Origin of the sequence: Chitinophaga oryzae (assembly GCF_012516375.2) — a bacterium.
Lineage (GTDB): Bacteria > Bacteroidota > Bacteroidia > Chitinophagales > Chitinophagaceae > Chitinophaga > Chitinophaga oryzae.
Map to the genome: position 1 here is coordinate 263,569 of NZ_CP051204.2, position 13,296 is coordinate 276,864.

The window sequence follows — 13,296 nt, forward strand, 5'->3', positions numbered from 1 at the left end:
GGAACGAAAATAAAGAATTTACAGGAAGTTAATGTGTTAGAAGAATAAAGCGGGGTGGTGAGGACTGATTTAAGACAAAATTAACACGGGGGAAATTACGAATTACGAATTACGAATTACGAATTGAGGGCTTCCTTACAGAGCGGTTATTTAATAACCTTTCTAAAAGGAAGCCCTCAATTCGTAATTCGTAATCCGTAATTCGTAATTAATATCCTCTTTCATTTTTGCCTTCCATGAAGTTCATGAAGGCTTTGTTCACCACGCGGTTGCCGCCGGGGGTAGGATAGTTACCGGTGAAGTACCAGTCGCCCAGGTTGTTGGGGCAAGCTTCGTGGAGGCTTTCGATGGATTGGTAGATGACTTCCACTTTTGCGCCGATGCCTTCCGGGGTGAGGATTTCCGCGATTTTAGCGGAGATCTGTTCCGGTGTGAACGGTTTATAGATGTTTTTCACCACGTTTTGAGCGTGGAGGGTATTGGTACGTTGTAATTCTTTACAGAGGCCGTAGGCTTCCTGGAGGATATGTTCCTTGCCGTGGTCTTTCAGCAGGGCGATGGCGGCCTGGAAGGCTACGAAGTCGCCCATTTTGCTCATATCGATGCCGTAGCAGTCGGGGTAGCGGATCTGCGGTGCAGAGGACACTACGATGATGCGTTTGGGGCCGAGGCGGTCCAGCATTTTGATGATGCTTTCGCGGAGGGTGGTGCCGCGAACGATGGAGTCGTCGATGACCACGAGGGAGTCTATGCCGGGCCTTACGGTACCGTAGGTGATATCGTATACGTGTTGTACCATTTCATTACGGCTGGAATCTTCCGTGATGAAGGTGCGCATTTTCACGTCTTTGATGGCGATTTTATCGATGCGGATGCGGCGGTTGACCATTTCGTTGAGTTTTTCCTCATCGAAGTCTTTGCCCCAGGAGAGGATTCTCTCCACTTTGATTTTGTTGAGATAATCTTCCAGTCCTTTTAAGAGGCCGTAGAAGGCTACTTCAGCAGTGTTGGGGATGAAGGAGAAGATGGTATTTCTCAGGTCGTTGTCGATGGCTTTGAGCACGGTGGCAGACAGGTTACGGCCGAGGGAGGTCCGTTCCTTGTATATTTTTTCGTCGTTACCGCGGGAGAAGTAGATCCTTTCGAAGGAGCAGGCTTTGCGTTCTTTGGCTTCGAGGATCTGTTCGATGGCGTATTCGCCGTTTTCTTTGACGATGAGGGCGTTGCCGGGCATCAGTTCGAGCACTTCATTTTCGCCTACGTTGAAGGTAGTGCGGATGGCGGCTCTTTCGGAGGCGGCAACGATCACGTCGTCGTTGATATAGTAGTAAGACGGGCGGATACCGTGCGGGTCGCGGATCACGAAGGCGTCGCCGGTGCCGATAAGGCCGCAGGCGTGGTAGCCACCGTCGAACAGGGAGAAAGCCTGTTGCAGGATATTTTTAACATCGAGGCCGTTGCGGCGTTCTTCATCTTCTTTGCAGAGGAAGTGGTGAACGGTTTCCAGCATGGCGGCGAGGTCGGAGTTTTTATGTACTTCACCGGGGTTTACCTGAACGAATTTGAAGAGTTCATCGGCGTTTACCAGGTTAAAGTTGCCTGCCATGGCGAGGTTGCGGGCGGGGATGGTGTTGTAGCGTACGAAGGGGTGGCAGAGTTCCACGTTGTTTTTGCCCTGTGTAGCGTAGCGGAGGTGTCCCATCAGGTTTTCACCTAAAAACCGGATATGTCCTTTGAGGAGGCCGGGGTATTTGGTGATTTCGGGCTGGTATTTTTCTATTTCCTGGATTTCCTCCCGGATTTTGCTGAAAACATCGCCGATAGCCTGTGGGGCGGCGCTGCGAATTCTGTGCATGAAAGGAACCCCCGGTTCTGTATTGAGTTTTACCGCGGCCACCCCAGCGCCGTCCTGGCCTCTGTTGTGTTGTTTTTCCATGAGCAGGTACAGTTTGTTCAGCCCATAGAACACAGTCCCATATTTTTGCTGGTAATAAGAGAATGGTTTTCTTAATCTTATGAATGCCAGGCCGCATTCATGTTTGATCGCATCACTCATCGCTGAAATTTGAAGACGCAAAGTTACGCCAAAAAAATGCGAATTACGAATTGTGTGTTGAGTGGTGAAAAGCCGGTTGACGGAGTGTGGGGGAAAAAGGAGGGCATCTGCCTGAAACGGGGGGCCAACGGGGGGAAGCAGGAGTGTCAGCAATGAGGAAGAGCGAAGACAGGAGCTGTTCGCTGCTATCTTCGCTCTTCAGGAGAATTCGTTTATATCCTGTTCCTTACCGTTATTGTTTGGCCAGGGAGGCCATCCATTGGCTGATGTGGGAACAGTTTTTATAGTCATCATCTACATGTACGTAGAAGGTGGGTATTTTTTCGATGAGCCATTTGTTGATGGCTTCAGCCCTTTTGATATCGAGGGTACGTTGCTGAATGCGGGAATAGTCGTCCGTCAGATTTTCGCGGTGTGGCTGGGTGCGTGTTTTAAGGTACACGATCCGTACGCCGGCGCGGCCTGTTTCGTCGGTGAACGAAACGGGGGCGGATATCTGTCCGGGTTTGAGGGTATCGAGCATCAGTACGATGTCTCTTTCGGAGGGATCGTCCAGCTGGTCGATGGTGAGCAGGGTGCCTTCTCCAGTTTTGGACTGGAGCATGCCGCCGTCGAATTTGGCGCTGGGGGCGTCGCTGTATTTGGCTACCGCTTCGGAGAAGGTGAGTTTGTTGTTCACGATCAGGGTGCGGATAGAGTCCAGTTTGGTGGTAGCGCCGGCGAGGTCGGACTTGGTCACCGCTGCTTTGAGCAGGATATGCTGTACGGTTACGTTATCACCGGAGCGTTTGATCATCTGGATGAGGTGGTAACCGAACTGTGATTTTACCGGGGAGGATATTTCGCCTTCTTTCAGACGGAAGGCTGCCGCCATGAAGTCGGCATCCCATTGTTTATCGCTGCGGTTCATCACGTAGATGCCTTTGTTTTCTTTCACGCCGGGGTCTTCAGAGTAGAGGATGGCGAGGGAGCCGAAGTCGGATTCCTTGTTGAGCACTCTTTTTTTGAAGTCCTGGAGGCGTTCGATGGCGTAGTTGTCCATTTCGCGGGTGGCCTTGGGGATGAGGATGAGTTGTCCTATTTCCAGTTCGGACTCATAGAAATGGAGGCTGTCTTTGGGGATGGCGTCGAAGTAGCGTTTTACTTCGGAGGGTGTTACTTTTACGTTTTCCACCACTTTATTGCGCATAGCCTGAGCGAGGAGGCCTTCCTTGATGGGTTGGCGGAACCGTTCGCGGAGCTGGTATACGCTATAGCCGGTAATTTCTTTCATTTTTTCTTTGGAGCCGTAGAGCTGTTCGAAGTAGCGGATACGGTTTTCCATTTGTGCTTCCACGTCTCCGTCAGAAACGGGCAAGCTGTCCCTTTCTGCCTGGAGCACCATCACCTTTTGGGAGATCAGCATTTCCATGGTAGTGCAGGCAGCCTGGGGGCTGACGGTGCCATCGGGGGAGTTCCGGGCCTGGTCAGCCAGGGCGCCGTCCATATCGGATTTGAGGATGATCTTATCCCCTACTACGCCGATAATTTTGTCTGCCACGAGTTTTTGCTGAGCGGCAGCAGCTTGCCATAACAGCAAAGCTCCTGCAGATAAAGCCAAAAGTTTCTTCATATTATAGCGGTAAAATCCAAAAATAACCATTTAAAGATCAGGACTGTATTTAATATCGACGGATTTAACAAAAGTTTAGATAAGCCTTTGGTTTTACGCCGATGGGGAGGGATATCAAAAGAAAAAGCTGTCAAAAAGCGGGGATATTGAGGGTATCTCCATTTCTGACAGCTTTTTTATGTCTTCCCGGCCTTGGGGCCGGGAAGCGGGTATTAGAGTGTTCTTTTTACTTCCACCTCTTCAAAGCCTTCGATGATATCGTCGGGTCTGAGGTCGCTGTAGTTGCGGATACTGAGACCGCATTCCATGTTGGCGGCAACTTCCTTCACGTCGTCTTTATAACGTTTGAGGGAGCCGAGTTCGCCGGTGTGGACTACGATACCGTCGCGTACTACGTTGATGCGGGTGTTCCTGGTCAGCTTGCCATCGAGTACGAAGCAACCGGCCACAGTAACCTTGTCGAATTTGTAGGTTTCGCGTACTTGTACGTTGCACACCACTTTTTTCTCGATTTTGGGTTCCAGCATGCCTTCCATCGCGCTTTTGATCTCGTCGATCGCATCGTAGATGATGGAGTAGTTGCGGATTTCGATGTTTTCCTTTTCTGCAAGTTTGGCGGCCTGAGAAGAGGGGCGTACCTGGAAACCGAGGATGATGGCGTCGGAGGCAGTAGCGAGCAATACGTCGGATTCGGTGATCTGGCCTACTGCTTTGTGTACGATACTGATCACGATTTCTTCGGTAGACAGTTTCTGGAGGGAGTCGCTCAATGCTTCCACAGAGCCGTCGAAGTCGGCCTTGATGATGAGGTTGAGCTGTTTAAAGTTACCCAGAGCCAGCCTGCGGCCGATTTCATCGAGGGTGATATGTTTCTTGGTGCGGATACCTTGTTCGCGAACGATCTGGGCTCTGCGGTTAGCCGTTTCTTTAGCTTCAGATTCGTCTTCGTACATTTTGAATTTCTCACCGGCTTGTGGTGCGCCGTTGAGGCCGAGCACCTGTACCGGCATGGAAGGACCAGCCTCATCCATACGTTGGCCGCGTTCGTTGAACATGGCTTTGATTTTACCGTAGAAGGAGCCGGACACGATGGTATCGCCCTGGCGGAGGGTACCGTTTTGTACCAGCAGGGAGGCAACGTAACCGCGGCCTTTATCGAGGGAAGCTTCCACGATGCTACCGGATGCTTCGCGGTCCGGGTTGGCTTTCAGTTCGAGGAGTTCTGCTTCCAGCAGGATTTTTTCCAGCAGGATATCGATGTTGAGGCCGCTTTTAGCGGAGATTTCCTGGCTTTGGTATTTACCGCCCCAGTCTTCCACGAGGAGGTTGAGCTGGGCGAGTTGTTCCTTGATTTTTTCCGGGTTGGCGCCGTCTTTATCAATTTTGTTGATAGCGAATACCATTGGGAGGCCTGCGGCCTGAGAGTGGGAGATCGCTTCACGTGTTTGAGGCATGATGGCGTCGTCGGCGGCTACCACGATCACAGCGATATCCGCTGCTTTGGCACCGCGGGCACGCATGGCCGTAAAGGCTTCGTGGCCGGGGGTATCGAGGAAGGTTATTTTTTTGCCGTTGGCTGTTGTTACCTGGTAAGCACCGATGTGTTGGGTGATACCGCCGGCTTCACCCGCTACCACGTTGGCGTTGCGGATATAGTCGAGCAGTGATGTTTTACCGTGGTCAACGTGACCCATGATGGTAACGATGGGAGCGCGTGGCTGGAGGTCTTCCGGAGCGTCGATATCTTCTTCTTCTTCGGAGTCTTCCACAGCGTCGAGGCCGATGAATTCCACTTCATAGCCGAATTCGCCGGCTACCAGTTCGATTACTTCCGCGTCGAGGCGTTGGTTGATGGACACCATGATACCGAGGCCCATACATTTGGAGATGACTTCGGCGAAGCTTACGTCCATGAGGTTGGCGAGTTCGCTTACGGAAACGAATTCCGTTACCTGGAGTTTGTTGTCTTCAACGCCCTCTTTGGCTTTCTGGCTGGCTCTTTCCTCGCGTTTTTCCCTACGGTGTTTGGCTTTCACGTTTTTACCGCGACCGCCGCCACCGAGTTTGGCCATGGTTTCCTTGATTTTATTCTGGATTTCGTTTTTATCGATTTCCTTTTCTTCCACAGTGCGTTTATCATCAGCGCCGCGACCACCGGGACGGAAGTTGCCGCCCTGGCCGGGTCTGTTGAAGCCGGGTCTGTTACCTTGACCCTGGCCGCCTTGTCTGTTGAAGTTGCCGCCTTGCTGGCCGCCTTGTCTGTTGCCGCCCTGGCCACTGCCCTGGCCTCTGTTAAAGCCGCCGCCTTGCTGGCCGCCGCCTCTGTTGAAGCCGCCGCCCTGGCCTTGCTGGCCGCCGGGTCTGTTGCCATGGCCCTGGCCGCCCTGGTTGCGGTTGTCACCCTGGTTACGGTTGTCGCCGTGCGGGCGATTGCCGCCACGGTTATCGCCGCGGTTGTCGCGGTTTTCGTGGTGGGGACGGTTACCGCCGCCTTGTCCTTGCTGGCCGCCTTCTTTGAAGTCTTTCGGCTGGATGGGTTCGGGTTTTTTCTCCACGATGATACGTTTGCGTTTACGTTTTTCATCGCGGTTGAAGTTGCCTTTATTGTTATCGCGTCTGTCGGACTGAACGGGCAGTTCGATTTTCCCGATTACTTTAGGGCCGGTCAGTTTTTCGGCCTGGATGTTACTGATCACGGTGGGCTCTTCCGGTTGTTGGGGAGGAGTTGGTGTGTTTTCAGCAGCGGGGGCAGGCGGAATATTGCGTTGTTCTTCCTTTACGGGCTGTTTAACAGGAATGTTAGCCGGTTCTTTGATTGCAGCCGGTTTTGCCTCTTGTAATACTTCTTCCACTTTGTTAACTACAGGTTTATCTTCAACCGGTGCGGCTTTTTCCGTTTTTTCTGTCGTATCGGTTTTAACTGTTTGCGCTACTTTCTCTGCTTGCGGAGCGGGTGCTGTTTCGGCTTTTTCCGCTTTTGGTGCTGCTTTTTCCACGTCTTCCTGTTTTGCAACGGGGGCAGTTGGAGCCGGCGTGGGTTCCGGTTTTTCTTCCGGTTTAGCTGCTACGGGAGGGGTCACCGGTTGTGGTTTTTCCTCTTTGGGAGCAGGGGCAGCCGGTTGTGGAACCGGTTTTTCTTCCGGTTCTTTTTTGGCAGCGGGTTTTTTATTACGGTTAAGGGCGTCGAGGTCGATCGTGGTGATGACTTTCGGGCCATTAATCTTAGGAGATTCTGTTTTCACGACTTCCGGTTCAGCGGGAGTAGCCGGTGCTTTGGGAACTTCCGCAACAGGGGGAGCTGTAACAGCCGGACGTTCTTGTTTGGGCAGGGCTTCCTCTTTTTCTTTTACCGGAGGAGGTGTGGGTTGAGCCGGAGCAGCCGCCTGAGGTTCCTTCTTAGGCGTTTCCTTCACAGGTTCCTGTTTAGGTTCGGGGGCTTGTTCAGCTTTGGGAGCTTCCGCTACGGGTGCAGCCTCATCTTTATCTTTCAGGTTCTTTTTTGCCGCAGCCTCTGCTTCCTCTTTCTCCTTCTTCATCTTTGTTTCTAACACGCTTCCTTTGGGCAGGGCTATCTGGTCGCTTTTGCGTTTGTTAGCCTTGTCCTGCTGGAATTCCGACTGCAGAGCTGTGTACATGACAGCCGTAAGGCGGGCATTTGGAGATCCAAAGCCGCCCATATCGAAGCCTTTATTGCTAAGGAAATCGATGAGCGTTTCCTTACCAATATTAAACTCTTTGGCTGCAGCCAGCAATCGTGGTGTGTTGTTTGTTGTTTCAGGCATATCGTATTTCGGGCCTCCCCTGTTTCCCGTTTCTTCCAAACGGGATGTTTTTTTACGTTTAAACAATAACTCGAAAAAATCAATTCCCCTTCTAATAAGCCCTTTACCTGGGAAGGTTTCTGGCTGGGCTTTATTCTTTGTCAAACTCTTCCTGTAATATTCTTCTTACATCCTGCACTGTCTCTTCTTCCAGATCCGAACGGCGAACCAGTTCTTCAGTGGTCAGCTCCAATACGCTGCGGGCAGTGTCACAACCTATTCTTTTCAGTTCGTCAATGATCCATTCTTCGATTTCATCTGAGAATTCTTCCAGATCGATATCAAATTCAGCCTGTTCCTGGGCTTCGTCGCGGAAGACATCAATTTCAAAGCCTGTGAGTTCGCAGGCGAGTTTGATGTTAACGCCTTTTTTACCGATGGCCAGTGATACCTGGTCAGGGTTAAGGTAAACGGAAGCGTATTTGTTTTCGCTATCTACTTCCATGCGGCTGATCCGGGCGGGTGTGAGGGAGCGCTGAATCAACAGCTGGATGTTGGTAGTATAGTTGATGATATCGATATTTTCGTTTCTGAGCTCGCGCACGATGCCGTGGATGCGGCTACCTTTCATACCTACGCAGGCACCTACCGGGTCGATACGGTCATCGTAGGATTCAACGGCCACTTTCGCTCTTTCGCCGGGTTCGCGGACGATTTTCTTGATCACAATCAGGCCGTCAAAGATCTCGGGTACTTCAATTTCCAGCAATTTAGCCAGGAAGGATGGATGTGTGCGGGAAAGAATGATGAGTGGCGCGTTGTTTTTCATTTCCACTTTCTTTACTACCGCCCTTACATTTTCTCCTTTTTTGAAATAATCCGTCGGAATCTGCTCAGATTTGGGCAAAATTAACTCATTCCCTTCATCATCAAGCAATAAAACTTCTTTTTTCCAAACCTGGTATACTTCCCCGGTAACAATTTCGCCGGCTTTGTCGGCGTATTTCTTTACCAGGATGTTCTTTTTAAGGTCGCCGATACGCGCGGAGAGGGTTTGTTTGGCGGCGAGGATAGCCCTGCGGCCGAAGTCGAGGATCTCCACTTCTTCATAGAGATCTTCCCCAATCTGGTAGTCCGGTTCTACTTTAATGGCGTCGGAATAGGCGATCTGCGCATTTTCGTCTTCCACTTCGCCGTCAGCCACGATAGTGCGGCGGCGTAATATTTCAAGGTCACCTTTCTCTGTATTTACGATCACGTCAAAATTCTCATCAGAGCCATACTTTTTCCGCAGCAGTGTTTTGAACACATCTTCCAATACCTTCATCAACGTAGGGCGGTCAATGTTTTCCGCCTCCTTGAACTCGGTGAATGACTCAATCAGGTTAATACTAGCCATGTTTATGTATTATATTTTAAAACACGATGCACACTTTGGTGTGCTTTATTTCATTTAGTTTTAATTCCGTTTGTTTGGTTTCTTTCTTTTTGCCGATTGTTTCCTCAATGGTGATGGAGTCATCCGTTACCGTCAGCAATGTACCTTCTTTCACTGCGCCGTCAAGGAGGGTGACTTCCACCTTACGGCCAATGTTTTTCAGGTATTGTCTGTGCAGTTTCAGGGGCTCGTCGAGCCCGGGGGAAGAAACTTCCAGGGAGAAATCGTTGTCCGGAAAGAGCTCGCTGGTTTCCAGCAATGCGTAGAGTTTACGGTTGAAAGACACCAGTTTGTCCACTGGTATCCCCTTATCCCCATCAATAAAAAGTTTTATGTTATTAGTGGGTTTTATCCTGATTTCTACCAAAAAATCGTCGGGATTATTTACCAGCAGTCCTTCTGCCAATTCCCGGATAGCTTTTATCACTTGTTCGTTTGCCATACAAAAAACGAGAAGGGGACGTTCTCTCGTCCCCTTCGTTTGAATCATTTTTCCTGATGCAAATCTACAAATTATTATTTTGATTGAAAAACAAAATCTTTAACTTGAAGTGAATTCAGACCGCAGACAGCCCCATTGACAGAACATATTTAAATTTTTTTAATGATATTTACGTTCCTGAAGAAATTTCCCCTGGAACTGCTGGCCTGGCCGGTGGGTCTGACAGGATTGTTTTTTCTGGACCCGGCCGCTGGTCAGCCCTCCCTGTGCCTGTTTAAAAATATCGGTATTCCCTTCTGCCCCGGCTGCGGGCTGGGCCACGGAATCCACTTTTTCCTGCACGGCCGCTGGCTGGAGGCCCTGCACCACCACTGGCTGGCGCCCGCCGTGGTACTGATACTGGTTTACCGGACCGTTCAACTGGCCCGGCTTCAATTTGCAGAACTTAAATTACAATAAATCGTTATGTCTGATTTTTCATATGCCATGTTACCGGGCATCGAACAGGAAGAAATGCTGTGGCTGCAGGAACTGACAAGAGGCTACAGCTCCGAAAACAAACAACGTTTCCTGGCACTGTACCAGTCCCGCCGGAAAGATCCCCAGATGATCCTGATCTGCTGCCTGATCGGGTTGGTAGGCGCCGCGGGGATCCAGCGTTTTATGCTCAACCAGATTGCCATGGGCATCCTTTATTTCGTGACCTTCGGCTTCTGTATGATCGGCACCATCATCGATGCGGTCAACCATCGCAGGCTGGCATGGGAATTCAATAAAAAGGAGGCGCTGTCCTGCGCCGCACTGCTGGGCCTGTAACAGGCAACGTTAAAGAATCCTTAAAATCAGCGGATTATCCGGTTAACGGAAAGATAATCTGCTACCTTTGTCGCACTATGTTGAAATTTTTACTATACATGTTTTTTGCGTGGCTGCTGTACAAGCTGGTATTTGATTTTATCATACCGGTTTACAGGTCCACCAAGGCGGTTCGTAAGCAGATGAGCGACATCCAGCAGCATATGCGTCAACAGTATGAGCAGCAGCAGGCTGCCCAGCAGGGTTATAACACCCAGCAGCAGTCCTCCCAGCGACCAGGTTCGCAGCCGCCCAAAAGAGACGATTACATCGACTTTGAAGAAGTTAAATAGAAAAAGGCCGCGATGCGGCCTTTTTTATTATCTCTTATTATCATCAGCCGTTCTGCGGCCGGAAAATATCCAGTATCGTTTTCGGAGCCTGCAGGTGAAGCGTTTGTAAGCCCACCACCTTCGCCCCTTCTATGTTGGGCAACGTATCATCAATAAATAAGGTCTCTTCCGCTTTCAGGTCGTTCTCGTCCAGCACCATCCGGTAAGACTCAGGGTCAGGCTTCCGGTAGCCCATCAGGTGGGAATAATACGCCTTGTCGAAAAACACCGACAGTGACGGGATGCCCCGCGTGTCCTGGAGGATCTTATTAAACGTTTCCAGGTGTATCGCATTCGTATTGCTCAGTAAATACATACCGTAATGCTGCCTTAGCTGCTGCAGCAGCTGTAGACGTTGCAGGGGGAAGTCCAGCAGCATGGCATTCCAGGCCGCGATGATCTGTTCGTCCGTCACACCTTCGGCCACATGCTTCTTCATTTCCGCCAGAAAACCCTCCGGTGTGATATGCCCCGTTTCCAGGTTGTCGAACAACCGGGAACCCTTGAACTGGTTGTATAATTGTTCAAAATGCTGCACCCCCAGCGCCGTGAAAGCCTCACGGGTCAACTGGTGGTCTATATTGAGGATCACCCCTCCCAGGTCGAAGATGATGTTTTTGATGTTTTTCATGGGATACAAAGAAAGCAGATTTTTTACAGTATAGGCGTATCCGTGCCTATAGTAAAAAAAATTTAGGATAATTCGGGGAAATAATTAACTTTGCCGTCCCTTGAAAAAGGGGAATTTAGTTCTTCGGAACGGCTCCTATAGCTCAGTTGGTTAGAGCACCTGACTCATAATCAGGGGGTCCCAGGATCATGCCCTGGTGGGAGCACACTACACTAAAGGCTTTCAGCGGTTTTACGTTGGGAGCCTTTTTTCATTTGCATACAATTTGCATACAAAGGACGGCAAAGTATAAGCGTCATTTACCTACCCCGTTGTTATCCATTTTTAGGGCCATTGACTTTAGCCTTCCAAGGAGCTGCTGCGTAGTCAATATGGCAATATCAACAGTGACTTTTGCTTCGATGTTACTAAGCTCCGGCGCAATCCCGGAATCCGTCCGTGATTTCGGTAATAGGTGGCAGGCGACCAGTCACACGCCTTGTAGTAGGCCATGCGAAATGAATAATCAAGCGCGGCGATTTCATTACGTGCCTTTTTGAGCATGTTAATTTTGCTTTTTCTCATGCTGTATGTGGTTGATTTGGTTAATAATTCAGGGTCGGTGTGGTGTAATACTTTGCTTATGGATGCCTTATACAGTAGTTCTTCCTGCGTAACAACTATCCAGTATGAATTTTCCAGTGAATCAAAAAGATACAGATTTGCTCCTGCTGTGAATCCTTTCCTTACGTCCACCGGTAGGTCTTTTCCTACAATGTGAAGTATAGGGATCGCTGTCGAGTTGTAGTATAATCATCACACAATTGTTTTATAGCCACAAAGCTGAGATGATTATGGGAAGCCGATTATATACCTAATATTAGGTTATGTTTTTCCGATCACTTTTCTGCCCTCAAAAAATGCAATCGATGGCCAAAAATATTTGTTAATAATGTGTTATGCTCATAAAATTTTCGCAAATCGTTTTTTATTGTCAAAAGGTCTTATTTGCCTATTTCAGCTGAAGGTACTGTCATGACAATGATGCTTGCTACGCTTAATCATTGATTCATTTATGGCATGGCATGTTATTAGGAGGGATAAGGATCTAAAAATTAATTTTATGGCTAATTTTTTTAAACCGTCAGAGGCCGGGACAGAGGCCAACTTGATTAATCTTGATTTAGTAAGGGCTATACGGGTTGAAAAGACAACCTCGTCTGCTATTGTGTTCGTTTTTAGCGAATCAGAAATAATAAGGTTGGTATACTCAAACGATACCAATTTCAAAAACGATCTAAACTTTCTTGAACATCTGGCGCTATCCTCCAGCAAAGGGAAGTATTCACTAGCTTAAAGATTAAGTGTATGGAACATTTATCCAATCATTTCCATTCTGTATTTAAATCAACTGCTGAAGAGGCGGGGTATGATGTATACGGTACTTTAACAACACATCCGGTTGAACTCAAAACATTCGAAAACCAATCTCATCATTTGATCAGTGTTCAAATGATAAAAAGGGAAATTGTAGATGGGTTTTTAAATCCACCGGAAAGAAAGCTTTTCTACATTAGAGAGAATAGTGGAGCCTTTGAAATTGGGGCGATGAAAGGCGGACAGTTTGTCAAATCAGAATTAGCATTTGATAACTGGCTTAAAGATGTAGTGATGATGGCATATAAGGAAGGCGTAGAGAAGAAAAGGAGGATGGAATAAGAGACCTAGTCAATTAGCAATAACTCAACAATTCAGTTTGACTTATTGCTAATTGACTAATCGTTTTGTAAACGATAGATTACTTGTTTGCTTGTTGTACCGGTAGTATTACATAAAGTGTGTCGCGGTGAAAGATTAAGTTTCAAACGTTCACTAAATATAATTGATAATTGCGCCAATGCCCGGAGACTATGTACTGTACACTGAATTTAACTTTGTCCACACCTGGCGTGAAACGGAAGTGGTGGGATATTCAGACTACTACTACCGTGTCCAATACCCCAAGCAGGAAACACCGCGAAGACCCGGAGGCGGACGTAAAGAAAATGGTAACGGTGAACAAGCCCGGTGAGAAAGTAGAAGTGAAGCTGAAGAAGACGAGGTGAAAAGAACAACAGCATGATACATCGAAAGGCTTTCAGCGATAATCCGCTGAAAGCTTTTTCTATTGTGTGCGTACTGGTTTCCCGG

11 protein-coding genes and 1 tRNA gene are annotated in these 13,296 nt (G+C 48.8%); 6 read left to right on the plus strand and 6 right to left on the minus strand.

Translation table 11 applies throughout. The annotated features are described in order from the left end of the window. Nucleotides 1-208 precede the first annotated feature (208 nt). The 5 genes from HF324_RS01135 to rimP form a co-directional block, all read right to left on the minus strand. On the minus strand, nt 209-2,056 hold the full coding sequence (locus tag HF324_RS01135) for an amidophosphoribosyltransferase (RefSeq protein ID WP_168808654.1): 1,848 nt from the start codon (nt 2,054-2,056) through the stop codon (nt 209-211). A gap of 232 nt (nt 2,057-2,288) precedes the next feature. After that, nucleotides 2,289-3,668: a peptidylprolyl isomerase gene (locus HF324_RS01140; RefSeq protein WP_168861773.1), complete on the minus strand. Its 1,380-nt coding sequence runs from the start codon at nt 3,666-3,668 to the stop codon at nt 2,289-2,291. 212 nt (nt 3,669-3,880) lie between these two features. Continuing rightward, nucleotides 3,881-7,489 carry a translation initiation factor IF-2 gene (infB, locus tag HF324_RS01145; RefSeq protein WP_246269370.1) on the minus strand — a complete coding sequence of 1,203 codons (3,609 nt, stop codon included), beginning with the start codon at nt 7,487-7,489 and terminating at the stop codon, nt 3,881-3,883. Between the two features lie 91 nt (nt 7,490-7,580). Next, nucleotides 7,581-8,828 (minus strand): transcription termination factor NusA, encoded by a 1,248-nt coding sequence (gene nusA / locus HF324_RS01150; protein ID WP_168808658.1) that lies wholly within the window; start codon nt 8,826-8,828, stop codon nt 7,581-7,583. Between the two features lie 16 nt (nt 8,829-8,844). Beyond that, entirely contained in the window at nt 8,845-9,309 is a 465-nt protein-coding gene (gene rimP / locus HF324_RS01155) for a ribosome maturation factor RimP (RefSeq protein WP_246269372.1), read from the minus strand. Between the two features lie 162 nt (nt 9,310-9,471). Here rimP and HF324_RS01160 point away from each other — a divergent pair, with 162 nt between their 5' ends. The 3 genes from HF324_RS01160 to HF324_RS01170 all read left to right on the plus strand — a co-directional run bounded on the left by HF324_RS01160 (nt 9,472) and on the right by HF324_RS01170 (nt 10,457). Beyond that, nucleotides 9,472-9,768: a DUF2752 domain-containing protein gene (locus tag HF324_RS01160; RefSeq protein ID WP_168808662.1), complete on the plus strand. Its 297-nt coding sequence runs from the start codon at nt 9,472-9,474 to the stop codon at nt 9,766-9,768. A 6-nt stretch (nt 9,769-9,774) separates the two neighbouring features. Continuing rightward, entirely contained in the window at nt 9,775-10,125 is a 351-nt protein-coding gene (locus HF324_RS01165) for a TM2 domain-containing protein (RefSeq protein ID WP_168808664.1), read from the plus strand. A 98-nt stretch (nt 10,126-10,223) separates the two neighbouring features. After that, nucleotides 10,224-10,457, plus strand: a complete 234-nt coding sequence (locus HF324_RS01170) for a hypothetical protein (protein ID WP_168808666.1) — start codon at nt 10,224-10,226, stop codon at nt 10,455-10,457. Nucleotides 10,458-10,500: 43 nt separating this feature from the next. On the opposite strand, the gene HF324_RS01175 is transcribed toward HF324_RS01170, so the two are convergent. Then, on the minus strand, nt 10,501-11,127 hold the full coding sequence (locus HF324_RS01175; protein ID WP_168861774.1) for an HAD family hydrolase: 627 nt from the start codon (nt 11,125-11,127) through the stop codon (nt 10,501-10,503). A 131-nt stretch (nt 11,128-11,258) separates the two neighbouring features. On the opposite strand from HF324_RS01175, the gene HF324_RS01180 reads away from it, so the two are divergent. From HF324_RS01180 to HF324_RS01190, 3 genes are all read left to right on the plus strand, one after another. Continuing rightward, a tRNA-Ile gene (locus tag HF324_RS01180) sits at nt 11,259-11,332 on the plus strand. A gap of 1,142 nt (nt 11,333-12,474) precedes the next feature. After that, nucleotides 12,475-12,825, plus strand: coding sequence for a hypothetical protein (locus HF324_RS01185; protein WP_168861775.1), 351 nt, complete (start codon nt 12,475-12,477; stop codon nt 12,823-12,825). Nucleotides 12,826-13,055: 230 nt separating this feature from the next. Next, complete coding sequence (locus tag HF324_RS01190; protein ID WP_193114981.1) at nt 13,056-13,211, plus strand: hypothetical protein; 156 nt, start codon at nt 13,056-13,058, stop codon at nt 13,209-13,211. Nucleotides 13,212-13,296 lie beyond the last annotated feature (85 nt).